Below are 23,346 nucleotides of genomic sequence, written 5' to 3'. Positions count from 1 at the left end.
CGTCGGCCATCGTGAGCGACCTAGGCTAGCGGTGTCTTGCTGGCCTCGCCGGGTATCTCGCGTACCAGTCGCGGCATCAAAAAGCCGGCAAGGTGGGTGCGTAGCGTCTCGACCAGCGTGACCGCCTCGCTATCGGGGACGTCGAAATGCGCGGCGCCCTCGACGGGGTCGAGCACGTGCAAGTAATACGGCAGGATGCCGACCTCGAAAAGCCGCTCGGAAAGTTGGGCGAGGGTGTCGACGTCATCGTTGATGCCGCGCAGCAGCACGCTCTGGTTGAGCAGGGTGACGCCGGCGCCGCGCAATCGTGCCATTGCCTCGGCGACGTGCGTGTCGATCTCGTTGGGATGGTTGATATGCACCACCATCACCGTCTGTAGCCGCGTAGCCGACAGCCAGTCGAGCAGGGCGCCATCGACGCGGTCGGGAATCACCACTGGCAGGCGCGTATGCAGACGCAGACGCTTGAGATGTGGAATGTCCGCGAGGCGTTCGGCCAGCCAGGCCAGGCGCCGGTCCGGCGAGGCCAGCGGATCGCCACCGGAGAAAATGGCCTCGTTGATCGAAGTGTCCTGACGCAGGTAGTCGAGCGTGGATTCCCACTGCGCGCGCGAGGGTGAATTCTCGGCGTAGGGGAAGTGCCGGCGAAAGCAGTAGCGACAATTGATGGCGCAGGCCGGGCTGGCGATCAGCAACACGCGGTTGCGATACTTGTGGATCAACCCTGGACGCGGGCGATGCTCGGCTTCCTCGAGCGGGTCGCCGACGAAACCCGCGACGCTGTCGCTTTCCCGCTCGAGGGGCAGCACCTGGCGTAGCAAGGGGTCGTCCGGATCGCCATGACGAATGCGCGATAGATAGGCGTGGGGCACGCGTACCGGAAACAGGGCGTGCCCCTGTTCGGCGCCCGGCAACCATGCCGGATCGAGCCCCAGGTGCCGACACAGCGCGTACGGGTCGCGCACCGCGTCGCTCAGTTGAGCTTGCCAGTCCTGGGAGCGCTGACGCGGGGTCAACGTGGCGCCTTCGGAGGCGTCTTCACTGGGCACGGCATTCTCGCTCTGCAAAGCGATGGATGTTCGGGTTATCATTGGTGGCTATTTCCTATGGGCCTCGTGATGGCGGTGGTGTCATCCCATGACGAGGCGCATCGAGCAATCTGCGTAGCGCACGCTACGACGCATGCAACTTAGCGAGGCATCATGGCGACGTATTCTACCAATGAATTCAAGGGCGGTCTGAAAGTCATGCTTGACGGGGATCCGTGCAGCATCCTCGAGAACGAGTTCGTCAAGCCAGGCAAAGGCCAGGCATTCAGCCGCGTCAAACTGCGCAACTTGATCACCGGTCGGGTCTGGGACCGGACCTTCAAGTCCGGCGAGTCGCTGGAGGGTGCCGATGTGCTGGAGCTGGACATGGAGTACCTCTACAGCGACGGCGACATGTGGCACTTCATGCGCACTGACGGTTCCTTCGAGCAGTACGCGGTCGACAAGAAGGCCATCGGCGATGTCGAAAAATGGCTCAAGGAACAGGTCGTCTACACCGTGACATTGTGGAACGACAACGCCATCGCCGTCTCGCCGCCCAACTTCATCGAGCTGGAAGTGGTCGAAACCGACCCCGGCCTCAAGGGCGATACCGCACAGGGCGGCTCCAAGCCGGCCACGCTGTCCTCCGGCGCGGTGGTGCGTGTGCCGCTGTTCATCAACGAAGGCGAAGTGCTCAAGGTCGATACGCGTAACGGCGAATACGTCTCGCGGGCCTGACCCGGGCTTCGGGCTTAGCCGTCGTGGGAGCGAATTTATTCGCGATAGAGGTCGCTACAGGTCTATCGTGAACAAGTTCCCTCCCACAGGGCTTCGAGCAGAGATTGTTGCTGGATTTGGCCACGCTTCGGCGTGGCTTTGTCGTTTCTAAAGGAGCGTTTGATGACCACCGACTGGCGACCCTCGGCGAGTATCGAGACGCTGCGCGAGCGGGCGCGGCTATTGGCACGTGTGCGAGCGTTTTTCGCCGAGCGTGATGTGCTGGAGGTGGAAACCCCGGTGCTGGGCCATGGTGGAAGCACCGACCCGCACCTGGCGAGCCTGTCGCTGACGGCGACGACGCCACAGGGCCGCGAACGGTTGTGGCTGCAGACCTCGCCGGAATTCCATATGAAGCGCTTGCTGGCGGCGGGCAGTGGCCCGATCTTTCAACTGGCGCGCAGCTTCCGCGACGGCGAGGTGGGGCGTCGCCACAATCTCGAGTTCACCATGCTCGAATGGTATCGCCCGGGATTTTCGCTTTCTGCACTGATCGACGAGACCCAGGCATTGATTCGCCACGTGCTGGGACGCGATCCCGGGCCGTGTCGGCAACGCCGCTATCGCGAGCTATTTCGCGATGCGCTGGACCTCGACCCGTTCACGTCACCGCTGGCGGCGCTGCGCGCGCGTGCCGAGACGGTCGGAAAATTATCCATGCGTGACGCCGACCGCGACGGCTGCCTGGATCTGCTGATGAGTCTGGCGGTTGAGCCGGAACTGGGGCAGGACGGTGTCGATGTCGTGGTTGACTATCCCGCCTCGCAGGCGGCGCTGGCCCGCAAGCATCGCGATCCCGAAGATGGCGAGGTCGTCGCCGCGCGCTTCGAGGTCTACTGGCAAGGGGTGGAACTGGCCAATGGCTACGATGAGCTCACCGATGCCGAGGAGCAGGCCGCGCGCTTTGTCGAGGATAATCGAGAACGCCAGCGGCTAGGGCACTGCGAGGTGGATGCCGATGTCCGCTTGCTGGCGGCGCTCGAGGCGGGCATGCCCGCCGGTAGTGGCGTGGCGCTGGGCATGGATCGCTTGATCCAGCTGGCGTTGGGCAAGACGAGCGTGGCGGAGGTGATGGCGTTTGCTACGCCGCGTTGTTAGCGCCGTGTCCAGCCTGATGGAACAAGTCGCCGCGAGAGCGCTGTAAACCCTATCTGGGCGCTACTTTTGCCATTCATGGCAGAAAGATCCTCGCTTCGCCTTGCCCCGCCCGGCGACTCTATCCTGGTCAAGGAGCTCAGGAAGCGAGGGATTGCCCCATACTGACCACCAGGCCGTCGGTGCAGACATCGCGAAACGCGACATCGTGGCCGAAGCACATCACCACGGTGGAGCCGAGTTTGAAGCGGCCCATTTCCTGGCCCTTTTCGATCACGATGGGCTCGTCGAAGCGTGTCGTCTGCACGCGGCCGCTGAGTGGCGAGACCTGGCCGGCCCAGACCGTTTCGATGGCGGCGACGATCATCGCGCCCACCAACACCATCGCCAGCGGGCCGTGTTCGGTGTCGAACAGGCAGACCAGACGCTCGTTGCGGGCGAACAGCCCCGGCACGTGGTTGGCGGTGGCCTGATTGACCGAGAAGAGCCGCCCCGGCACATAGACCATTTCGCGCAGGGTCCCAGTGACGGGCATGTGCACGCGGTGATAGTCGCGCGGCGACAGATAGACGGTGGCGAAGCTGCCATCCCGGAACGGCGCGGCGCGGTGGGTATCGCCCCCCAGCAAGGCGGTCAGGGAATAGGTGTGCCCCTTGGCCTGGACGAGGGTGCCGTTGTCGATGGAACCGAACTGCGACAGCGTGCCATCGGCGGGGGAGACGATGCCCTCGCCAATGGGCCGGGCATCCGCACGCAACGCGCGGGTGAAGAAGTCGTTGAAACAGGCGTAAGCCTCGGGATCGCTTTCGACGGCCTGGCTCATGTCGACGTCGAAGGTACGAATGAAACGCCGAATCGCCCAGTCCTTGAGCCATGGCGTGCGGCTCTCGGCGAGCTTGCCCACCCCACGCGAGATCAGGTGGTGGGGAAGGGGGTACTGCATTCTGGCGAAGAGTTCGTCGCGATCCACGGGCGTATCCACGGCAAGGTCGAAAGGCATGCCACGATAGGGGCGTGGCGTCATGGGCGCAATAGCTTCTGGCATGCGCGCATCGCACGGGGATGCGCGCGGGGTTTACTTCTCTATCGGCGTATCGTCGCGGTTGCCCCATTCCTGCCATGAGCCGGGGTAGGCGCGCATCTTCTCGAAGCCCAGGGCCTTGCCGACCAGCCAGGTGAAGCCGCTGCGGTGGTGGCTCTGGCAGTGGGTGACGATCTCCATGTCCGGCGTCAGGCCTTTCGCCTCGAGTTCGGCGACGAGTTCGGCGTAATCGCGCAGGCGCAGGTGGCGTTCGGGGTCCATGGCATCCGTCCACTCGAAATTGACGGCGCCGGGAATATGTCCCATGTGGGCGTTCTTGCCTTTTTCGCCGCGATATTCGTCCGGCGAGCGGGCGTCCCAGACCGCGAGTTCACGCTCACCCAGGCGCTCGATGAGTTCTTCGCGGCGGATCTGAGCCTGGGGTTGATGGATGGTCGCCTGGTAATCGCTGGGCGTGGGCGCGCTGGGTTCGCGCTCGACGCGTTGCCCGTCGGCGCGCCAGGCATGAATGCCGCCGTTGAGATAGGAATAGCGGGTGTGGCCGATGAGCTCCAGCGTCCATAGCAGGCGTCCAGCCCAGCCGCCGCCTTCATCGTCATAGGCGATGACGTGCGTGTCGCGGGTCAGGCCGAGTTCGGAAAACAGCTTGGATAGCGCCTCTTCGTCAGGGATGTCGTTGGGCACCGTGCCGCTGCCGACGAGCAGGCGACGATGATCGAGAAACACCGCGCCGGGTACGTGGCCGTCGGTGTAGCTGTCGGCCTTGAGCGGTACATCGACGATCAATAGTTCGGGGGCGCCGAGATGCTCGGCGAGCTGCTCGGGCTCGACGATCAATGGCAGCAGGTTGTCTTCGGAACTCATGGTCTTCTCCCGCATGTACTTGGGGCGCGTGAATGCTTGTCAGATCATGGCACAGGCAAGCGGCCTTTTGCAGTCATGCGTGGCCGGGGATGAGCATGGGAGGCGAGATTGGCTATACTGCGCGACGTCTCATCCCAACCCAACCTGTGTGGAGAACGCGACGTGTTCGAACGACTTTTCGGCATCCGGGCCCAGGGGAGTACCCCGCGCACCGAGATCCTGGCGGGGATCGCGACCTTTCTGGCTTCGATGTACATCATCGTCGTCAATCCGACGGTGCTCAGCGATGCCGGCGTGCCCTTTTCCAGTGCCTTGACCGCTACCGTGCTGGTCAGTTTCTTCGGCAGTGTGATGATGGGGTTTTACGCCAAGAACCCGATCCTGGTAGCGCCTGGCATGGGCATCAACGCGCTGTTCGCCTACACCATGGTGCTGGGGGCGGGCATGGAATGGCAGACCGCGCTGGGCTGCGTGTTCTGGGCCGGGGTCATCTTTGCGCTGCTGGCGGCATTCAATGCGCGTCAGTTGGTGATCGATGCGATTCCGGCGCAATTGCGTTATGCCATCGCCTGCGGCATCGGTCTATTCATCACCACCATCGGTTTGGTCAACGCACAGTTCATCGTCCCCAATTCGGTCACCGTGGTGGGTATGGCCTCGCTCGACCCGGTGCTGGTGACGTTTCTCATCGGCTTCGCGGTCACCGCCTGGCTGGTGGTGCGCAATGTTCCCGGTGCGCTGATCCTGGGTATCGTCTTCACCACATTGGCTAGCGTGCCGATCGGCCGTTGGTGGGGCGATGGCAGCCGTTACTTTCCCGAGGATATGGCGTCGTCGACGCTGGTCAACTTCAATGGTGTCTTCTCGATGCCGGATCTCAGCGGTTTGATGGCGCTCGACCTGTGGGGTTCGCTGTCGGTGGCGTATTGGCCGTTCATCTTCGTTTTGCTGTTCACGACTTTTTTCGATGCGCTTTCCACCTTCATGGGGGTTTCCGAGGCGGGTAACTTGAAGGATGCCGATGGCAATCCGCGCAACATTCGTCGCTCGATGATCGTCGATGCCAGCGCCGCGCTAATCTCCGGGCCGCTGGGAACCAGCCCGGCCAACGCCTATGTGGAATCCGCTGCGGGAATTAGCCAGGGCGGTCGCACCGGGCTCGTCGCGGTGGTGGTGGCGGTGCTGTTCCTGCCGTTTCTGTTCCTCTCGCCGCTGCTGTCGTTGGTGCCGGCGATTGCCACGGCGCCGGCCTTGATTCTGGTCGGCGTGTTCATGATGGACCCCATTCGCAAGATCCATTGGCACCAATTCGACGACGCCATCCCGGCCTTCGTCGCCATGGTGTTGATTCCCTTCACCTATTCGATCACGCATGGGATCGCTTTCGGCTTTTTGACGTTCGTGATCGTCAAGCTGGCGGTGGGCAAGACACAGGAAATCAAGCCCACCATGTGGGTGTTGTTCGCGCTTTCGCTGTTGTTGCTGTTCGAAGGCTGAAGGGGGTGTTTCGGTGCTGGCGTCCGTGCCGGCACCGATGCTGTCGTCAGCGCGTTTCCGACGTCGCGTGGCGTTCTAGCCGCGCCAGGAAGACATCCATGACGCGTGCATACAGCCGTGCCCCGAGGTAAGCATCCTCGACACCCGCATCCAGATTGGGATTATCGTTGACCTCAATGACCACGACCCGCTCGCCGATCTGCTTGAGATCGACGCCGTAGAGGCCATCGCCGATCAGGCGCGTGGCCTTCAGTGCGGCCTTTAGAATCGCTTTGGGCACGTCCGAGGGAGGGTGCGTGGTAAAGCTGCCGCTTCGCACCTTAGGGCGTGAGTGATCGTAGATCTGCCAGTGCCCGCGTGCCATGTAGTAGCGGCTGGCGAAGAGTACCTCACCATCCAGAATACCGATACGCCAGTCGAAATCGGTGGGTAGCCATTCCTGCAATAACAGCAGCGCGGAGGAGGCGAACAAGCGCGAAGCCTGCTCCTTGAGCTCGTCGAGCGAGGTGATCTTGACCACGCCTTTCGAGAATGCGCCGTCGGGCACCTTGAGTACCAGGGGGAAGTCGAGGCTGGTGATCTTGTCCGACAGCTGGGTCAGGTCGTCGCGACTCAATAGTACGCCGCGAGGCGCGGGAACGCCGCGTGCACCGAGCAGCGCATGCAGGTAGATCTTGTTGGTACAGCGCAGGATCGACTGTGGGTCGTCGATGACCACCAGACCTTCGTGCTCGGCGCGTTTGGCCATGCGGTAGGTATGATGGTCGAGGCGGGTGGTCTCGCGGATGAACAGCGCATCGAACTCTGCCAGGCGGCCTTCATCCTTGCGGGTGATCAGGCTGACGTCGATGCCGCGTCGCCGTCCGGCGCGAATGAATTGCTTGAGCGCACTCTTGTTGCTGGGCGGCATGGCCTCCTGAGGATCGATGAGAATCGCCAGATCGAAACGGTAGCGACGCCGAGCCTTGGGCGTGCGCCATACCTTGCGCGAATGTCGGTTCAAGGCCGCCGCGAAACGATCCTGCGCGCCGCCCTGCAAGGAGGTGAGTGCCAGAGGCTTGAGCCGGGTCAAGCGCCATGTTCCATGACGCTTTTGAAATTTGGCGCCTAGCAAGGGGCACGGCAGGCGCTCGAAGAGGCGCCGCGCCAGCCGGCCTAGCCCCTCGTGCTCGCATTCGCCGAACATCACCGTCAGGTTGAGTTCATCGCCGCTCAGCGCGCCGCGCTTTTCGAGGTCGCGCATCATGGGCTCGAGCGATTCGAGCTGAAGGTCGATCAACGCTTTGCGCGAGAGCTGGTTGAGCGTCTCTACCGACGGCAATACGCGCTGGCCGCGCGCCTGGGCGAGCAGCGATACGTAGTAGCCCGTCTCAAGGTAGTCGAGCCCGCGGCAGAGGTTGATGACATGCGTGGCGTCGCGTGTCTTGTCGGGGGCGCTCGACTCCAGAGCCAGGAAATCGGCAGCGCTGATCAGGTCTTCGGTGGGGTAATAGGGTGACCAGTCGTCGAGGCGGTCGACGACGATACGCAAGCGGGACATAGACCTTCCTTATGAAGGAAAAACGTCAATCGACCTTGAAAAGTCGTGTCTAGAATGAGCAGCGAGCCGCATCTCGACAATAGCTCCGCCTTGAAATAATTTCTATACACGATTCGCTTCACCCTGTTCGCGTGACCCCGGAGACATTCGCATGTCCTGTTCCCTGCGCGCCGCTACCGTTACTGACCTGGATGCGCTCTGTCATCTCGAGTCGATATGTTTCGATGGCGACCGCTTTACACGCCGTCAACTGGCTTATCTATTGGCGCGTGCCAACGCGTATACGCTCGTTGCGTATGCTACGCCGGGTAACGAGGTTGTCGGTTATGCCACGCTACTTTTCCGGCGCAACAGTCGTGTGACACGGCTTTACTCGTTCTGTGTGGCCCCGCAAACGCGCGGTGGCGGAGTAGGGCGCGCGTTGCTCGAGGCGCTTGAGCGTGAGGCCAGGCGGCGAGATATGACGCGCCTGCAGTTGGAGGTTCGCGCCGACAATCGCGTGGCGTTGGGGCTGTATCGGCGCATGGGATTTTCCGTTCTGCGCTGGCTCGACGATTATTACGTCGATGGCTGCGCGGCCTGGCAGATGAGCAAGCTGCTGAGCGATTCGACGCTTGAGGAGTGTTCCACCATATCGAGTGATGCCGTGGGCAAGCGCGCGCGAGGTTCATGCTAGAATCGCGCCCGATTTTACCCGAGTGAGGAAAGTGTCATGCCATCTTTCGATATCGTCTCCGAATTCGACAAGCACGAGGCCAGCAACGCCGTCGATCAAGCCAATCGCGAGATCCAGACCCGATTCGATTTCCGGGGCGTGACCGCGAGCTTCACCCTGGAGGGCGAGACGGTGACCCTTGAAGCCGAGGTGGATTTTCAGCTCAAGCAGATGCTCGACGTGCTGCGCAACAAGCTGATCGCACGCGGGATCGACGCGCGCTGCATGGATATCAAGGAGCCTGTTACCAGCGGTGTGCGCGCCCACCAGGACGTAGTGCTGAAGCAGGGACTCGAACAGCCGGAGTGCAAGGATATCGTCAAGCGCTTGAAGGAGGCCAAGCTCAAGGTGCAGGCACAGATCCAGGGTGACAAGGTACGTGTCAACGGTAAAAAGCGCGACGAACTGCAGCAGGCAATCGCCTTGTTGAAGAGCGATGCCGGCCCCGAGCTGGCCCTCCAGTACACGAATTTTCGCGATTGAAGGGAATTCGTTCCAGTACCTTGATGCGCATCATCCTTGTGGTCGGCTAGCGTTGCCACCCACGCCTGTGCGCTCGATCCTGTCGCTAAAACAACCGCAACGACACAATAAAACGAGCGACAGGAGAACGGAGATGTTTGATCTGGGACGCGGCTTTCTTGCCACGGTCGAGCGGCGCCCGCACGCCGTTGCTATCAGTGATGGCCGGACGCACAAGACCTACGCGCAGTGGTATGCGGACATCCAGAGCGTGGCGCGCCACCTCCGGCGGCTGGGGCTCGACAAAGGGGACCGGCTGGTGATGGCCATGCACAATCGCTGGCAGATGGCCACTCTGTACTGGGCTTGCCAGTTTGCGGGGGTCATCGCCACGCCGGTGAACTGGCGCTCTACGACGCTGGATATGCGTTACTACCTGAAGAACTCGGGTGCCGGGGCCATCGCCCATGACGATGCGACCGCCGAGGCGGTGCAGGCGTGTGCCGAGGCGCATCAAATACCGCGGATCGTGGTCGGTGACGTAACGCCCCCGGGGGCGATTGCCTTCGACTCACTGCTCGGTTCGACCGGTGAGACGTTGCTGATGGCGACGCCCGACGATTACTCGATGATGCTCTATACCTCGGGAACTACCGGCAGGCCCAAGGGAGTGCCGCGTCGTCATCGTGTCGAGCGGGCCGCGACGGCCGCGTACGTGGCCCAGAACCTGTATCGCCATGATGAGACCATGTTGGGCGTGATGCCGCTTTACCATGCCACGGGCGTACGCGCGCTCCAGGCGATGGCGATGGTCGACGGACGCTTCGTGTGCATTCCCAAGTTCGAGCCGGAGGCGACGTTAGAAGCCATCGAGCGTGAGCGAGTTACTAGCCTCAACTTGGTGCCAACGCTCTATCATATGCTGCTCGAAGCGCCGGGGTTCGCCCCGCATCGGGTAGCCAGCATCGACAAGGTTGGCTTTGCCGGTGCGCCCATGAGTGCGGGGTTGATCGCACGCGTCGAAGAGGCTTTCCAACCGAGTTTGTTCGTCAACCAGTATGGTTGTTCGGAACTGTATGCCTTGACCGTCGATCAGCATGCCAACCATAAGCCTGGCTCGTCGGGACGCGCGGCGCTCAACCAGCGGCTGCGGGTGGTCAAGATCGGGGCCACGTCGCCGGAGATGTGCGTAGCACCAGGCGCAGAAGGCGAAGTCATCGCCGACATGAGCGGAGACGAGGCATTCGAGGGCTACTGGCAGTACCCCGAGGCGGATAGCAAAGCCCTCAGGGAGGGTTGGTACTTCACCGGGGACACGGGGTATTTCGATGACGATGGAGACTTGTTCGTTACCGGCCGCGTCGACGACCTGATCAACTCCGGAGGCGAGAACATCAGCCCGCTGGAAATCGAAAATGTGCTGTCGCTGCATCCGCAGGTCGAGGAAGTTGCGGTGGTGGGACTTCCCGATGACAAATGGGGACAAGTGGTGACGGCATTCATCAAAGCACGTAGCGATGTCGATGAGCGGGAACTCGGGCGTTATTGCCTGGACGCCGGGCTGACGCGCTTCAAGTGTCCGCGTGGCTACCGTTTCATCGAGGAACTGCCCAAGTCGCCGGTGGGCAAAGTCTTGCGTCGCATGCTGCGTGTAACGCCGATCGCGACGTCCGGTGTGCAGGGCGCGCCGACCCGGCAGGCCGACGCCACCATCGGATAACGCTGCATACGGGAGGAGGTGGCGCGGGCCATATGCCTGAGTGCTGAGGAGATCGCTGTCTTGGTCTTGGCCCCTTGCTTTGCGCTAGAATGAACGCACGTGTCCAGTCCTTGGCGATAATCGCCTCGATAGTAAGGGATGATTTCTCTGGATACGCGATTCGGGCTTCAATGCAAGAGGTGGCGTCGGGCTTCGCCATGCCTGCCAGCGATCTCGCGTGAAGTCCGGCGTTTCCCTCTATCACGGCAAGGTGGCGCGGCGCATGTACGATATACGCAAGCTATTGTTCATCTGCTTGGCTGGCGTCAGCTTCTCTCTGGGCGTGATCGGTTTGTTCCTGCCGATCATGCCCACGACGTGTTTCATGCTGGTGGCGGTCTGGGCGGCCTCGAAAAGCTCACCGCGTTTCGCCAACTGGATTCGTCGTCATCCACGCTTTGGCCCCTCCATTCTCGCCTGGGAGCGCGAACGCGCCATTCCCCGTCACGCTAAATGGATGGCGTGCGTCATGCTGCTTGTCTCGATGGGGGTGATCGCCTTTACGGTCGATCCTCTCGTGCTACGTGTGGCGTTGATCATTGGCTTGATGGGGATCGCGGTGTGGATTCTGACCCGCCCGACACCGTCGCTGGGACGTTGCCCGGTCTTGTCTTCTTTCGAGGAGCCTTCCTCTAGCCAACGCCAGGAATCTCGCTGAGAGCTCGATGAAGCGCGGCATTGACCGCACTTTTGAGCCGACTCCACCGGACGCCGTACAATGCTCGGCATGTGCCTCGCGTTTTGCGCGCGAGGCGATGTCTTGGGGGCCAGTGCATGCCCCGATCTCAAGGAGCGTCGATCGATGTCCGAACCGCAAGCGACCCATCTCAAGGATTACCTGCCGCCCGCCTATCGGGTGACGCATACCGAGCTGAAATTCGACCTGGCCCCTTCGGCGACCACTGTAACGGCGCGCCTGCATGTCGAGCGCCATCCTGAGCGCGAGGCGGGGCTTCCGCTACGTTTCGCCGGTGACAAACTGTCGTTGGTGCGCATTGCCGTGGATGGTCAGGAGCTGGAAGCCGACGAGTATGAGGTTGATGACGAAGGCCTGACCATCGCCAGCGTGCCGGAGCGCTTTTTGCTGGATACCGAGGTGTCGATCGACCCCGCTGCCAATACCGCCCTCGAGGGGCTCTATGTTTCCAGCGGCATGTTTTGCACTCAGTGCGAGCCACAAGGCTTTCGCCGCATCACCTTTTATCCCGACCGCCCGGATGTCATGGCGACCTTCTCCACCACGGTGGTGGGTGACAAGACCGAGGCGCCGGTGCTCCTCTCCAACGGCAATCCGGTTGAAAGCGGCGAGCTGCCAGGTGGCCGGCATTTCGTGACCTGGGAAGATCCTCATCCCAAACCGAGTTATCTGTTCGCCCTGGTGGCGGGCAATCTCGAGAAGGTCGAGGACCGCTTCACGACCATGAGCGGACGCGATGTCACGCTGCAGATTTGGGTCGAGCCGGAAAACCTCGATAAGACCGACCACGCCATGGCCTCGCTCAAGCGCGCCATGCGCTGGGATGAAGAGACCTACGGTCGTGAATACGACCTCGACCGCTTCATGATCGTCGCTGTCAACGACTTCAATATGGGCGCCATGGAGAACAAGGGGCTCAATATCTTCAACTCGGCGGCGGTGCTGACGCATCCGCAGACAGCGACCGACGCGGCCTTCCAGAGCGTGGAGGGTATCGTTGCCCATGAGTACTTCCATAACTGGTCGGGCAACCGCGTGACCTGCCGCGACTGGTTCCAGCTCTCGCTGAAGGAAGGCTTTACCGTCTTCCGCGATCAGAGCTTTTCCGCCGACGTCAATTCGGCGCCGGTCAAACGCATCGAGGACGTTTCGTTCTTCCGCACCGCGCAGTTCGCCGAAGACGCTGGCCCTACGGCACATCCCGTGCGTCCCGATCATTACATCGAGATCTCCAACTTCTATACCCTGACGATTTACGAGAAGGGTTCCGAGATCGTGCGCATGCTGCGTCATCTCCTCGGTTGGGAGACGTTCCGCCAGGGCTCGGATCTGTACTTCGCACGTTTCGACGGCCAGGCCGTGACCATTGAGGATTTCGTCGACTGCATGGCGGAAGTCTCGGGGCTCGACTTGAGCCAGTTCATGCGCTGGTACTCCCAGGCGGGCACGCCGGAGATCGACGCCCATGGCGAGTACGACTACGCCAAGTGCGAGTATCACCTGCGGCTCTCCCAGCGCACGCCGCCCACCCCCGGTCAGGCGGAGAAGCAACCGCTGCACATTCCGGTACGCATGGGGCTGGTGGGCACCAAGTCCGGGAACGACATGGCATTGACGCTGGACGGTGAGTCGCTGGGCCATGAGACGGTGCTGCATCTGCGCGACACTGAACAGACGTATGTCTTCACCGGCATCGACGAGGCGCCGACGCCGTCGCTGCTGCGCGGTTTCTCGGCGCCGGTCTACCTGCGCTATCCGTATTCGCGCGAGGAGCTGTCGTTCCTGCTCACCCATGACGCGGACGATTTCAACCGCTGGGACGCAGGGCAGCGGCTGACGATGCTGGCCCTCGACGACCTCATCGCGGCGCATCGCAACGGGGTTGAAAAGGTCATGGATAGCCGCGTCATCGACGCGTATCGGCGCCTTTTGACCACCGAGACCGATGACAAGGCGGTGCTCGCCGAGATGCTGACGTTACCCTCGGAGGCCTACATCGCCGAGCAGCAGCCGATGGTCGACGTAGATGCCATCCACGCCGCGCGCGTCTTCGTCAAGCAGTCGCTTGCCACGGCCCTGCGCGACGAATTCCTGGCCATCCATGAAGCCCACCGCAGCGATGAGCCCTACGCACCGGAGCCGGATCAGATCGCACGGCGTCGGGTGAAGAATGTGGCGCTCGAATACTTGATGAGCATCGAGGACGACGAGGGCGTGGCACTGGCCGAGGCGCAGGTCGATGCCGAGCACAACATGACCGACGTGCGTGCGGCCTTGACGATGCTGGTGCACAGCTCACGCAGTGACATCGCCGAGCCGGCGCTCAAGGCGTTCGGCGAGAAATGGGCGCATGATCCGCTGGTAATGAATCAGTGGTTCACCATCCAGGTCACGCGCCCGCAGGAGGATGTGCTGGAACGCGTCAAATACTTGATGGCGCATCCGCTGTTCTCGCTCAAGAACCCCAACAAGGTGCGTGCGTTGATCGGCGCGTTCGCGGCGCAGAACCGTATCAACTTCCACCGACTCGACGGCGAGGGCTATCGCCTACTGGCGGATGTGGTGATCGAGCTCAACAGCCTCAATCCTGAGATCGCCGCGCGCATCATCACGCCGTTGACGCGTTGGCAGCGTTTCGACGAGCAGCGTCAGGCGCTGATGAAGGCCGAGCTCGAGCGCATTCGTGCCGAGGAACTCTCGCCCAACGTCTTCGAAATGGTTGAACGGGCGCTGGCCGAGGCCTGATAACCGACTTTGCAGGAACGTGACGCTAAAACGCCGCTGCCTGGGCAGCGGCGTTTTCATGTGGGGCCGTTGCAGCAAAACGCTTCAACGAATGAGCCAGCCGAGCACCAGCAAGCCGAGGAACAGCCATACGATACCGGCGACGAAGGCGCGCCGGACAAGCGCACGAATCCCTTTGTAGAGCATCCACACGCCGATGATCAGCACCACCAGGTTGATGAGCGAGGGATTGACGCCCAGCGAGCGGGCGAGGCCGTCGAAGAAACGGTCGATCGCGACCCAGAGTCCCGCGAACAGGGTGGAGAGCGCGTCGACGACCACGCGCAAGGCGTCGCCGAGGAACTCGCCGAGCCAGTGAAAGAATCTGTCGATCTGCATGTCACATCCTTTTTGTGAGCGTGCTTAGGTGAGCGTCTCGTCCTTGTGCTGTCGAGCGCATGGCTGTGGGCCCGTCATTCTAAGCGGCAAGGCGCCAGGATGGCAGGGGCGACTTACGACGGGGTGGCCTTTATGCTTCTCTTCTTGCATGCTGAAAGTGCCATGTGTTGGCTGTTGGTCGTGGGCGATGCAAGTTTGTTGCGCCCTAGCCGATAACTAGAGGGCGTAAAGCGCATTTCATTCACTTGAAGGGAGAAGCTTCATGGACTCATCCGTGAACGCAGCCGTGGGAACTGCGATGGCGTTGCAACAGCATAACGCCGATCAACAGTCTCAGATGGGCCTGCTCAAGGAGTCGCTCAACAATCAGGCGTCACACGTGTCGCAATTGATGGAGTCGGTTTCCCCCCAGCAGTCTCTGGCGACGACCGGCACCGTGGGTACGCAAGTCAATACCTACGCCTGAGCCTAGGATAGGCTGGTCAAGAATGCCGTGGCGCCTAGCGTCGCGGCATTTTTCATTGCAGTGAGAGCCCGTCGTTGATCTCACGCAGACGCTGCATGGCGTGATCGGAAGAAAACGGTGGCTCGCGCGGGGGATCGTAGACCTCGCCGCGGGTGCCGTTGACGATTAGGTCGATGGCATAGCAGGTATCGTCGATCACGGCTCGGTAGCCCGTAGCCTGCTGAAAGTGGCTCATGCCGGCGTCGTTGAGCGTGAAGGCCTGGAAGTCATGGTCATCGATGTGCACCGTGGGCTGTGAGTGACCGTTGGGTGGCAGTTTCAGGCAGTTGGAGACCGCTTTGGCGTCTTGGCTCGTGCCCAGACGCCAGTGCGCGGCCGTGATGTCGTTGGAGCCCGGTAGTGCCAGCGTGATCAGACGCTCGCCCGGTGCATCATCCGCGATCTGCCAGCTGCCGGTATCGAAGTAGCCCGATTGTGGCGCGGTGATGCGCTCAAGCGAGGCGTAGGCGCGCAGCCTGACGGAGTAGGGCGCCAGCGTGAAGTCCGTGGTTTCTTCGTTGGCCGGGGTAGGCGGCGTTTCGCGGGGCTCGGGTGTGCAAGCCGCAAGCGATATGGCGCCTCCAAATACGGCCATAATGGCAGTCGCGATGAATATCCGTTTCATGCTTGGATTCCTTGTGTGGTAGCGAGCGTGATAGCGAGCGTTCACACCGTATCAGCCTACTTATCACCCTTGTAGCGTGCCACGGTCTCCTTGGCGGCCTGTCGCAACAGGCTGATGTCGATGCCCACAGCGATGAAATCGAATCCCCAGTCGGCATAGCGTTTGGCGTCCTCCTCGACGGGAGCCAAGATGCCGGCGGCCTTTCCGGCAGCGCGGGTTGCATCCAGGGTGTGTCGAATCATCGCCTGGACCTCGGGATGATTGGGATTGCCGATATGCCCGATGTCGGTGGATAGATCGAAGGGGCCGACGAACACGGCGTCGACGCCGGGGGTGGCGGCGATAGCGTCGGCGTTGTCGACCCCGCTGCGGGACTCCACCTGCACGATCAGGCACAACTCTTCATGGGCCGTTGTCATGTAGTCTTCCACCTCGCCCCAGCGCGTGGCACGTGTCAGACCACCGCCGACGCCACGAAATCCCTGCGGCGGGTAACGTGTGGCGGCGACCAATTGGGCTGCCTGCTCGGCGGTGTCGACCATGGGGATCATCAGCGTCTGGGTGCCGATGTCGAGCAGTTGCTTGATCAGGGCGGGGTCATGGCTGACGGCACGCACGACCGGGGCGCAGGGATAGGCGGCAACCGCCTGCAATTGGCCAAGTATCGTAGGTACCGTGTTGGGCGCATGTTCGCCGTCGATCAATAGCCAATCGAAGCCTGTGGTGGCCAGAATCTCCCCAGCGTAGCCAGTGGCGAAACCGGCCCAGCATCCATAACGGGTATCGCCTGTCAGTGATGCCTTGAAGGGGTTGTGGGGCACTTGCATGGCGCATGTCCTTTTTCGTTAGATGACTATTGCATACAAAAAATGTAACAGCCTTTCGGCGAGTCAACCATTGCACCAGCGTCTAATGCGCAGTTTCAGTATGGTGCGTCTGAATACGAGGGGACCGGACGGTGCTCGAGGACTCGGCGCAAGACGAAACTGGAGTGCGCGCCGGTGACGCCTTCGATACGCGTGATCTGATTGAGCAACAGGTTCTGGTAGTCATCCATATCGTGGACCACGACCTTGAGTTGGTAATCGGCCTCCTGGCCGGTGATCAGCAGGCATTCCTGTACCTGCGGCAGTGCCGCGACCTTGGCCTCGAAGTTGGCGAAGCGCTCCGGGGTATGCCGGTCCATGGAGATATGCAAGAGCGCCGTGAGGCTATGGCCCAGCCGTTTGGCATCTACCAGGGCACGATAGCCGGTGATCAGTCCGCTGTCTTCCAGGGCACGCACGCGTCGCAGGCAGGGTGAAGGCGACAGGCCGATGCGCTCGGCCAGTTCCTGATTATTGATACGTCCATGGCGTTGGAGGATATCGAGTATTTGGCGGTCGTAACGGTCAAGCGTCACTCCAACGACAGGCGTGCTCTCTTTTGGCATTAACGTTCTCTAAAAAGGGTTATATTGGAATTATATGCTAAAAAATAATCTCGTCGAGGATGATTTTGCAATCGCCTGCGGGGCAGAGCGGCGTAGACTGTGATCATTGCCACGAGCAATTGAATTGGCTCGTTCATCCATTTTCACAGGACTGTTGTCATGAGTTGCTTCGACCATCGCAAGTACCGCCCGGCGCCGCGTGTGCCAGCCTTCGATCGCCAGTGGCCGGATCGTGACCTGGTGGCGGCACCGACCTGGGTCAGCGAGGATCTGCGCGATGGTAACCAGGCGCTACTCGAGCCGATGAGCGTCGAACAGAAGCAGCGTCTGTGGCACCAGATCATCAAGGTGGGCATCAAGGAAGTCATGATCGGCTTTCCGTCGGCCAGCCAGCCGGATTACGACTTCGTGCGCTGGCTGATCGAGGAAGACCAGATACCCGACGACGTGACCATCGCCGTGCTGGTGCAATGCCGCGAGCATTTGATCGAGCGTACCTTCGAGTCGCTGGTCGGGACCAAGCGCGCCATCGTGCATCTCTATAATTCCACCTCGACCGTGCAGCGTGAACGTGTGTTCGAGATGGATCGCCAGGGTATCGTCGATATCGCCGTTCAGGGGGCGGGCTGGGTCAAGGCACACGCCGAGCGTTATCCTGAGGTGGAGTGGCGCTTCGAATATACCCCCGAGAGTTTCTCCAGCACCGAGATCGAGTTCTCGCTGGCGATCTGCGAAGCGGTGATGGACGTCTGGCAGCCGACGCCGGAGAAAAAGTGCATTCTCAACCTGCCGACCACGGTCGAGGTGGCCGGGCCGCATCACCACGCGGATCAAATCGAGTATTTCTGCCAACATATCAGCCGCCGTGACAGCGTGATCATCTCGGTGCATACGCATAACGATCGCGGTGGCGCGGTGGCGTCCGCCGAACTCGCCTTGCTGGCTGGCGCCGAGCGTGTCGAAGGCACGTTGCTGGGTAATGGCGAGCGGACCGGTAACATGGATATCGTCACGTTGGCGATGAATCTGTACAGCCAGGGCATCGACCCCGAGCTCGATCTGTCGCGTCCCGACGAGATCATCGAAGTGGTGCAGGAATGCACGGGCATCCCCATGCATCCACGTCATCCCTGGGTGGGGGAAATGGTCTACACCGCGTTTTCCGGCAGCCATCAGGACGCTATCCGCAAGTCGTTGAGAAAGCAGCAAGCGGACGAGCCGTGGCAGGTGGCGTACCTGCCGATCGATCCACGCGATATCGGGCGCGATTACCAGGCAGTCATTCGCGTCAACAGTCAGTCCGGCAAGGGCGGCATGACGTTCCTGCTCGAGCGCGACTACGGGATCAGTCTGCCGCGCTGGATGGCGTTGGAGCTGGCCCCGGCGGTGCAGGCGGTGAGCGAGACGGTGAGTGGCGAGTTGTCCAGCCAGCGAATTCGCGAAGTGCTGACCGAAACCTTTTCCCGACATGAGCCGCTCTCGTTGACTGGCTACCGGCTGGATCGCGACGCCGATGAAAGCTTGACGGTGTCGCTCAACGATGCCGGTCGGGCCGTGCGTTTGAGTGGCCAGGGCAACGGTGTCATTTCGTCTTTCATGACCGCTTGGCAAACCCATACAGGGCAATCGGTGAGTGTCGTCGATTACAGCGAGCACGCGCTGGGCGAGGGTAGTGACGCCGTGGCGATCGCCTTCGTGCAACTCAATGTAGGGGGGCAGCGCATCAGTGGCATGGCCGAGGACGGCGACACCGTCAGTGCGTCGCTCAAGGCCGTGTTGAGTGCGCTCAATCGCGCGGGGCACCAGGGCACGATGTCGGAGTTGGCGGCCGAGGCGCAGTCCTCAGCATAGAGCGGCAGTCAGTGATGCGCCACGACCGTATGAATACGGAGAGCGGTCGTGGCGCGTCGCGTGACGCTTACTGTTTGGCGAGGCCGATGGCTTTCATGATCTCACCGAATTCGGCGTCGCTTTTCTCCATGTAGTCGCCAAAGGCCTGTGCGTCCCTCCACTGCACGCCATAGCCCTGTTTTTCCATGAACGATTGATACGTTTCGCTCTGGTAGGCTTCGTGCAGAGCGTCTTCCAGCGTCTCGACGATGGCATTGTCCATGCCCTTGGGAGCGATCACCCCACGCCAGGCGCCGGTGGTGAAGTCGCTATCCACCTGCGAGGCGATGGTCGGTACATCGGGGAAGCTTTCCAGCGGCTCCTCGGCCATCACGCCAAGACTGCGTACGCGGTCGGAATCGATCATCGAACGCGCCTCGGGTAGCGAGGTAGCGGCCATGTCGACGCCGCCGGAAGCGAGTTCCGTCATGGCCGGTGCGGCGCCTTGACTGGGGATCCAGTTGACCTTGTCTGCGGGCATGTCGAGATCCATCAATAGCCCGCCCAGCGCGACATGCCAGATACCCCCGAGCCCAGTGCCGGAGGCATTGAAGTGACCGTCGGGCTGATCGCGGATCGCATCCATCAGTTCGCCCAGGTCCTGGTAGTCGGCATCCTCGGCGACGCTGATGCTGGCGGCATCGAAGTTGATCTGTCCGATGGGAGTGAAGTCTTCGTAGGTAAGGTCAGTCAGGCCTTGCCAATGCATCATGTTGATCTCGACCGTGCCTAGCCCGAGGGTATAGCCATCGGGGTTGGCACGCGCGATGGCGGTGTGCCCCACAACGCCGCTGCCGCCCGTGCGGTTGACCACATTGATGGTCTCGCCGAGCTCTTCCTCCAAGGCCTTGGCGATGATGCGTGCCGTGGCATCGGTCCCGCCGCCGGCGGCCCAGGGTACGATCAGCGTGATGGGTTTTTCGGGGTAATCGGCGAGCGCGGGGGAGGCAATCCCCATGACCAGTGCTGCGGCAAGCCAATATGGTGTGCGTGGTGTGGCGCGTCCCATTGTTATTGTCCCTCGTCATCGATCCGGTCAAACCGGGTGGGTGGTATAAGCCACTTAAGCTTTAACAGGCACTTGGGCGCTTCGCTAATTCCGAAACCCAGCATGGCGATAACAATTGGTTATCAATAGAGCGTGTTGGGCTCTATTCGGAGTCTCGTCCGTGAGAGCGTATAAAGCGGCATAGACGAATGGACAAGCTCGGCACGCCGATGGCGGAAGGGGCGTACCGAGCCAAGCTATTTTGTAGAGACCCGTTCAGGTGTCGCTGCGAACCTGCGCATGGCTAATGAGGGCGAAGATGAAGGTGCCGCCGATCACGTTGCCAGCCAGCGTAGGCAGAGCGAAGTGGAAGAGATACTCACTCAGGCTGGCCTGGCCGGCGAACATCAAGTACATCACTTCGGTAGACCCCACGATGATGTGCGTGAAACCGCCTAGTGCGACGAGATAAGTGACGATCAGAATCACCCAGATCTTGGCGCCGCCAGCGGCGGGGAGCAGCCAGACCATCGTGGCGATCATCCAGCCGGCAATGATGCCTTTGGCGAACATCTGGCCGCCAGTATTCTCCATGATGTGATGCCCCAGGCTGAGAAAGGCCTGATGTGTCTCGGCGTCGAAAACGGGCATGTAGAGGATCGCATACGCGGAGATCGCCACCCCCACGAGGTTGCCGATGAGTACCACGCCCCATAGCTTCAATAGCTTGAGAAACTGCATGATGCGCGGTGTGCTCATGACCGGTAGCACTGCGGTCACGGTGTTTTCGGTGAAGAGTTGCTGACGTGCGAGGATGACCACCAGAAAGCCGATGGTGTAACCGAACGACTCGACGAGATAGCCGATATCGCTGTCCGGCAGGCGCGCATGCAGTAGCCCCTTGGCGAGCATTGAGAAACTCATCGACAGACCGGCGGCGAGTGCCGACCAGAATAACGCCGAAGCGGCGCGTTTGAGCTCCTTTTCGCCTTCTTCCCGGATCGACTCATGGACGGCCGCCGCACTTGATGGCCTGGGACCGCCGTTGAGATGCAGGTCGTGTTCGTCATCTTCCACCCGACTGGGTGGCGTGAGGTTGGACGGGTGGCTCACGCAGCGATCCTTCTATCGAAAGGTGGGAATTGTCGTGGATTCTGTAGGGTACAGTGGCAGACGCTATGCTGACACGATAGACGATAACGCAGGAGAAGGAAGAGGCGCATGTCGGTGAGTTTGTGGACGATAGTGATGCACTTGGGCGCGGCTTGGTTGGCGGGTAGTCTGATCGGGCTTGAACGTACCTTTCATGGGCGCCCCGCAGGGTTTCGGACACATGCGTTGGTGTGCATTGCGTCGGCATTGTTGATGATGGTGACGGTCTACCAGTGGCAGTGGCTAGGCAGCGATGTGCCAGAAGAAACGATCAGGACCGATCCCACACGCATGGCTCAGGGCATCATGACTGGCATCGGTTTCCTGGGAGCCGGCGTGATCTTCAAGGAGGGACTGACGGTACATGGCCTGACCACGGCGGCCTCGATCTGGATTACCTCGGCGTTGGGCATACTCTTCGGCGTCGGCTTCTGGTGGCCGGGCGTGGTGGCGACGCTGGTGACCTTGCTGACGTTGTCGTTGTTTCGTTTCGTCGAGGCACGGATGCCGAGCCGTACCTTCGCGCGCTGCGTTCTACGCTTCGATAGCCAGTGGATACCCGACGAGTCGGAGATTTATGCGCTCATGAAAGCGCACCGCTTCCATATCGAGAGCCTCAGCTATCGCACGCGCGACGAGGGGCGCCAATTCGAATACCGTATGATGCTGCGGACGCACGATCGTCACTACCTGCCGTTATTGGCCACTGACCTGCGCAGCCACGAGACGCTGTTGGAATTTCAGCTGTCGCCGACCGGTGAATGATGCAGGCCCGCCAGCATCTATGTCGGGGGGCTGGCGGGCGAAGCCAACGATGGCGCCCATCACGAGGGGGCGCCACGTTTGCCAGGAAAGACGTTCACCAGTCAGAAGGCAGCAAGGCCCTGATGTCGTTGTCCATTGGCACTTCGAAGCTCGAGGCACCTAAGACCTGGCGGTCTGCGATGCGTACCAGACGGGCGTTGACGAACAGCGTGTTCTCGCCTTGCGCATAGGTGCCCAGCAACACGGCCTGGGCATCGTGGTTATCGCTCAAGCGCTGAACGTTGCGTGACAGAATCAGTTCCCCGGTATTCTGCTCGATGTACAGGCTGTCGCGCATCTTCACTTCGATGACATTCAGGCCACCCTGCACGAGGCGCGAGGTGAAGGTCTCTGACAGGGTGCGCCCGAGCGTCGATGACTGATCCAGTTGGTCGACGTCGACGAACGTGGTGGCGATGATCGGTGCTCGGTCGCCGAGCCTCTCGCTGCTGGTAGAGAGCAATTTGTCGGCGGCTTCATCGACGCGCATCAGCATGCTGGGCTCGGGGGCCGTCGCCTGATTGTTCTGAAGAAGGCTGCAACCAGAGAGAACCAGCAACAGGATGGCCAATGTCAGCAGGCGCAGTGTGACGCGCCCGGTGTGGCGTTGGGCAGATGACATGTCGAGCGGTCTCCTCACCAGTCGGATGATAGCGGCAGGCCGGCGGAATCGCCGGTGTCGGACGCACCGTAATGATTGCTATCGCCCGCGTTGATGTAATACATGTTCGAGGACGAATAGCGCAGCGTGTCGTATTGGCTGACCTGAGTCGTGATGATGGTCTCCAGCTGGCCGGTGGTGGTCCAGCTACCACTGAAGGTATCGGCCAGGGCGGCCGCGGGAATCAGCCCCAAAGCAGGCTCGGTCCAGTGATTGAACGGAATGGTCGCCACGGCGATGCCAGCGGCCAATGCGGTCAGGGCACCCTGGGGAGGCCGTACGAAGCCGCGACCCTCATGATTGATCACTTGGACATCGAAGCTGACATGGGCGGCGCCATCGTCCGGTTGGGTGCGAACGATGGCACCTTGCTCGACCAGCTCGCTGGTCAGCAGTGAACGGAATCCGCGGCTGAAGGCGGTCTCCTGTTCAGGCTCCTCGACATAGAGCGGCTTGCCCCACAAGTCGCGCTTGGCAAGGATCTCGCCTGCCTCGTGTTCGGCAAGCACTTCCCAATGCTGAGCGGCCTGCATGCGTTGCTGCTCACTGGTCGGGTACGTCGTGGCGATGGGAGCCTGCGAGGTATTGACCCCGAAGCAGCCGCCCAATAGGACGGCGCTTAGCACGACCCCCCAGGTGCGGAATGGCATGGCGTTTCCTGTGCGATGGATGATCGGCGGACATGGG

At 61.4% G+C, this 23,346-nt stretch carries 23 protein-coding genes; 11 read left to right on the top strand and 12 right to left on the bottom strand.

Annotation, left to right across the window (positions count from 1 at the left end):
* Window positions 1–20: 20 nt before the first annotated feature.
* A complete protein-coding gene (epmB, locus tag SR908_RS03345; protein WP_246894132.1) occupies window positions 21–1,091 on the bottom strand; it encodes an EF-P beta-lysylation protein EpmB in 1,071 nt (356 codons plus the stop codon).
* A gap of 111 nt (window positions 1,092–1,202) precedes the next feature.
* Here epmB and efp point away from each other — a divergent pair, with 111 nt between their 5' ends.
* Window positions 1,203–1,769, top strand: a complete 567-nt coding sequence (gene efp, locus SR908_RS03340) for an elongation factor P (protein WP_040242404.1) — start codon at window positions 1,203–1,205, stop codon at window positions 1,767–1,769.
* A gap of 162 nt (window positions 1,770–1,931) precedes the next feature.
* A complete protein-coding gene (gene epmA / locus SR908_RS03335; RefSeq protein WP_246920386.1) occupies window positions 1,932–2,906 on the top strand; it encodes an EF-P lysine aminoacylase EpmA in 975 nt (324 codons plus the stop codon).
* 136 nt (window positions 2,907–3,042) lie between these two features.
* Here the strand turns inward: epmA and asd are convergent, their stop codons facing one another.
* Window positions 3,043–3,903, bottom strand: a complete 861-nt coding sequence (gene asd / locus SR908_RS03330; protein WP_246894163.1) for an archaetidylserine decarboxylase — start codon at window positions 3,901–3,903, stop codon at window positions 3,043–3,045.
* 75 nt (window positions 3,904–3,978) lie between these two features.
* Window positions 3,979–4,809, bottom strand: a complete 831-nt coding sequence (locus SR908_RS03325) for a sulfurtransferase (RefSeq protein ID WP_246894134.1) — start codon at window positions 4,807–4,809, stop codon at window positions 3,979–3,981.
* Window positions 4,810–4,971: 162 nt separating this feature from the next.
* Between SR908_RS03325 and SR908_RS03320 the strand changes: the two genes are divergently transcribed.
* On the top strand, window positions 4,972–6,306 hold the full coding sequence (locus SR908_RS03320; protein WP_246920388.1) for an NCS2 family permease: 1,335 nt from the start codon (window positions 4,972–4,974) through the stop codon (window positions 6,304–6,306).
* A gap of 46 nt (window positions 6,307–6,352) precedes the next feature.
* Here SR908_RS03320 and SR908_RS03315 read toward each other — a convergent pair whose 3' ends face one another.
* Window positions 6,353–7,846 carry a RimK family protein gene (locus tag SR908_RS03315; protein ID WP_246920389.1) on the bottom strand — a complete coding sequence of 498 codons (1,494 nt, stop codon included), beginning with the start codon at window positions 7,844–7,846 and terminating at the stop codon, window positions 6,353–6,355.
* A gap of 151 nt (window positions 7,847–7,997) precedes the next feature.
* Here SR908_RS03315 and SR908_RS03310 point away from each other — a divergent pair, with 151 nt between their 5' ends.
* The 5 genes from SR908_RS03310 to pepN all read left to right on the top strand — a co-directional run bounded on the left by SR908_RS03310 (window position 7,998) and on the right by pepN (window position 14,224).
* Entirely contained in the window at window positions 7,998–8,522 is a 525-nt protein-coding gene (locus tag SR908_RS03310) for a GNAT family N-acetyltransferase (RefSeq protein WP_246920390.1), read from the top strand.
* A 36-nt stretch (window positions 8,523–8,558) separates the two neighbouring features.
* Entirely contained in the window at window positions 8,559–9,044 is a 486-nt protein-coding gene (locus SR908_RS03305; protein WP_246920391.1) for a YajQ family cyclic di-GMP-binding protein, read from the top strand.
* A 133-nt stretch (window positions 9,045–9,177) separates the two neighbouring features.
* Window positions 9,178–10,743 carry an AMP-binding protein gene (locus SR908_RS03300; RefSeq protein WP_246920392.1) on the top strand — a complete coding sequence of 522 codons (1,566 nt, stop codon included), beginning with the start codon at window positions 9,178–9,180 and terminating at the stop codon, window positions 10,741–10,743.
* 262 nt (window positions 10,744–11,005) lie between these two features.
* Window positions 11,006–11,440: a YbaN family protein gene (locus SR908_RS03295; protein ID WP_246920393.1), complete on the top strand. Its 435-nt coding sequence runs from the start codon at window positions 11,006–11,008 to the stop codon at window positions 11,438–11,440.
* 144 nt (window positions 11,441–11,584) lie between these two features.
* Window positions 11,585–14,224 (top strand): aminopeptidase N, encoded by a 2,640-nt coding sequence (pepN, locus tag SR908_RS03290; protein ID WP_246920394.1) that lies wholly within the window; start codon window positions 11,585–11,587, stop codon window positions 14,222–14,224.
* A gap of 84 nt (window positions 14,225–14,308) precedes the next feature.
* Here the strand turns inward: pepN and SR908_RS03285 are convergent, their stop codons facing one another.
* Window positions 14,309–14,602 carry a hypothetical protein gene (locus SR908_RS03285; RefSeq protein ID WP_246920396.1) on the bottom strand — a complete coding sequence of 98 codons (294 nt, stop codon included), beginning with the start codon at window positions 14,600–14,602 and terminating at the stop codon, window positions 14,309–14,311.
* Between the two features lie 262 nt (window positions 14,603–14,864).
* Between SR908_RS03285 and SR908_RS03280 the strand changes: the two genes are divergently transcribed.
* The gene (locus tag SR908_RS03280; protein WP_097023928.1) at window positions 14,865–15,068 is read left to right on the top strand and encodes a putative motility protein; all 204 of its coding nucleotides are present in this window, start codon (window positions 14,865–14,867) and stop codon (window positions 15,066–15,068) included.
* A 52-nt stretch (window positions 15,069–15,120) separates the two neighbouring features.
* Here SR908_RS03280 and SR908_RS03275 read toward each other — a convergent pair whose 3' ends face one another.
* The 3 genes from SR908_RS03275 to SR908_RS03265 form a co-directional block, all read right to left on the bottom strand.
* On the bottom strand, window positions 15,121–15,732 hold the full coding sequence (locus SR908_RS03275) for a hypothetical protein (RefSeq protein WP_246920398.1): 612 nt from the start codon (window positions 15,730–15,732) through the stop codon (window positions 15,121–15,123).
* Between the two features lie 56 nt (window positions 15,733–15,788).
* Entirely contained in the window at window positions 15,789–16,559 is a 771-nt protein-coding gene (locus SR908_RS03270) for an HpcH/HpaI aldolase family protein (protein ID WP_246920401.1), read from the bottom strand.
* Window positions 16,560–16,654: 95 nt separating this feature from the next.
* Window positions 16,655–17,164: an Lrp/AsnC family transcriptional regulator gene (locus tag SR908_RS03265; protein ID WP_052444987.1), complete on the bottom strand. Its 510-nt coding sequence runs from the start codon at window positions 17,162–17,164 to the stop codon at window positions 16,655–16,657.
* Window positions 17,165–17,323: 159 nt separating this feature from the next.
* Here SR908_RS03265 and SR908_RS03260 point away from each other — a divergent pair, with 159 nt between their 5' ends.
* Entirely contained in the window at window positions 17,324–19,015 is a 1,692-nt protein-coding gene (locus SR908_RS03260; RefSeq protein WP_246920405.1) for a 2-isopropylmalate synthase, read from the top strand.
* A gap of 67 nt (window positions 19,016–19,082) precedes the next feature.
* On the opposite strand, the gene SR908_RS03255 is transcribed toward SR908_RS03260, so the two are convergent.
* Window positions 19,083–20,063, bottom strand: coding sequence for a Bug family tripartite tricarboxylate transporter substrate binding protein (locus tag SR908_RS03255; RefSeq protein ID WP_246920408.1), 981 nt, complete (start codon window positions 20,061–20,063; stop codon window positions 19,083–19,085).
* 255 nt (window positions 20,064–20,318) lie between these two features.
* Window positions 20,319–21,155 carry a formate/nitrite transporter family protein gene (locus SR908_RS03250; protein ID WP_097023933.1) on the bottom strand — a complete coding sequence of 279 codons (837 nt, stop codon included), beginning with the start codon at window positions 21,153–21,155 and terminating at the stop codon, window positions 20,319–20,321.
* Between the two features lie 108 nt (window positions 21,156–21,263).
* Here SR908_RS03250 and SR908_RS03245 point away from each other — a divergent pair, with 108 nt between their 5' ends.
* Complete coding sequence (locus tag SR908_RS03245) at window positions 21,264–21,959, top strand: MgtC/SapB family protein (RefSeq protein WP_246920411.1); 696 nt, start codon at window positions 21,264–21,266, stop codon at window positions 21,957–21,959.
* Between the two features lie 94 nt (window positions 21,960–22,053).
* Here the strand turns inward: SR908_RS03245 and SR908_RS03240 are convergent, their stop codons facing one another.
* Entirely contained in the window at window positions 22,054–22,620 is a 567-nt protein-coding gene (locus SR908_RS03240) for a FlgO family outer membrane protein (RefSeq protein ID WP_097023935.1), read from the bottom strand.
* A gap of 14 nt (window positions 22,621–22,634) precedes the next feature.
* Window positions 22,635–23,309: a hypothetical protein gene (locus SR908_RS03235; protein ID WP_097023936.1), complete on the bottom strand. Its 675-nt coding sequence runs from the start codon at window positions 23,307–23,309 to the stop codon at window positions 22,635–22,637.
* Window positions 23,310–23,346: the final 37 nt, after the last annotated feature.

Origin of the sequence: Chromohalobacter canadensis (genome assembly GCF_034479555.1) — a bacterium.
Taxonomy (GTDB): domain Bacteria; phylum Pseudomonadota; class Gammaproteobacteria; order Pseudomonadales; family Halomonadaceae; genus Chromohalobacter; species Chromohalobacter canadensis.
The sequence above is the reverse complement of the archived record's forward strand: the minus strand, read 5'-3'. Positions and strand labels throughout refer to the sequence as shown.

Bases quoted from the DNA above. Each gene is read 5' to 3' on its own strand.
- SR908_RS03310 (WP_246920390.1), top strand. From the start codon at position 7,998: ATGTCCTGTTCCCTGCGCGCCGCTACCGTTACTGACCTGGATGCGCTC.
- SR908_RS03300 (WP_246920392.1), top strand. From the start codon at position 9,178: ATGTTTGATCTGGGACGCGGCTTTCTTGCCACGGTCGAGCGGCGCCCG.
- SR908_RS03280 (WP_097023928.1), top strand. From the start codon at position 14,865: ATGGACTCATCCGTGAACGCAGCCGTGGGAACTGCGATGGCGTTGCAA.
- pepN (WP_246920394.1), top strand. From the start codon at position 11,585: ATGTCCGAACCGCAAGCGACCCATCTCAAGGATTACCTGCCGCCCGCC.
- epmB (WP_246894132.1), bottom strand. From the start codon at position 1,091: ATGATAACCCGAACATCCATCGCTTTGCAGAGCGAGAATGCCGTGCCC.
- SR908_RS03275 (WP_246920398.1), bottom strand. From the start codon at position 15,732: ATGAAACGGATATTCATCGCGACTGCCATTATGGCCGTATTTGGAGGC.
- SR908_RS03240 (WP_097023935.1), bottom strand. From the start codon at position 22,620: ATGTCATCTGCCCAACGCCACACCGGGCGCGTCACACTGCGCCTGCTG.
- SR908_RS03260 (WP_246920405.1), top strand. From the start codon at position 17,324: ATGAGTTGCTTCGACCATCGCAAGTACCGCCCGGCGCCGCGTGTGCCA.
- SR908_RS03295 (WP_246920393.1), top strand. From the start codon at position 11,006: ATGTACGATATACGCAAGCTATTGTTCATCTGCTTGGCTGGCGTCAGC.
- SR908_RS03325 (WP_246894134.1), bottom strand. From the start codon at position 4,809: ATGAGTTCCGAAGACAACCTGCTGCCATTGATCGTCGAGCCCGAGCAG.
- SR908_RS03255 (WP_246920408.1), bottom strand. From the start codon at position 20,063: ATGGGACGCGCCACACCACGCACACCATATTGGCTTGCCGCAGCACTG.
- SR908_RS03235 (WP_097023936.1), bottom strand. From the start codon at position 23,309: ATGCCATTCCGCACCTGGGGGGTCGTGCTAAGCGCCGTCCTATTGGGC.
- asd (WP_246894163.1), bottom strand. From the start codon at position 3,903: ATGCCTTTCGACCTTGCCGTGGATACGCCCGTGGATCGCGACGAACTC.
- SR908_RS03265 (WP_052444987.1), bottom strand. From the start codon at position 17,164: ATGCCAAAAGAGAGCACGCCTGTCGTTGGAGTGACGCTTGACCGTTAC.
- SR908_RS03270 (WP_246920401.1), bottom strand. From the start codon at position 16,559: ATGCAAGTGCCCCACAACCCCTTCAAGGCATCACTGACAGGCGATACC.
- SR908_RS03285 (WP_246920396.1), bottom strand. From the start codon at position 14,602: ATGCAGATCGACAGATTCTTTCACTGGCTCGGCGAGTTCCTCGGCGAC.
- SR908_RS03245 (WP_246920411.1), top strand. From the start codon at position 21,264: ATGTCGGTGAGTTTGTGGACGATAGTGATGCACTTGGGCGCGGCTTGG.
- efp (WP_040242404.1), top strand. From the start codon at position 1,203: ATGGCGACGTATTCTACCAATGAATTCAAGGGCGGTCTGAAAGTCATG.
- SR908_RS03315 (WP_246920389.1), bottom strand. From the start codon at position 7,846: ATGTCCCGCTTGCGTATCGTCGTCGACCGCCTCGACGACTGGTCACCC.
- epmA (WP_246920386.1), top strand. From the start codon at position 1,932: ATGACCACCGACTGGCGACCCTCGGCGAGTATCGAGACGCTGCGCGAG.
- SR908_RS03305 (WP_246920391.1), top strand. From the start codon at position 8,559: ATGCCATCTTTCGATATCGTCTCCGAATTCGACAAGCACGAGGCCAGC.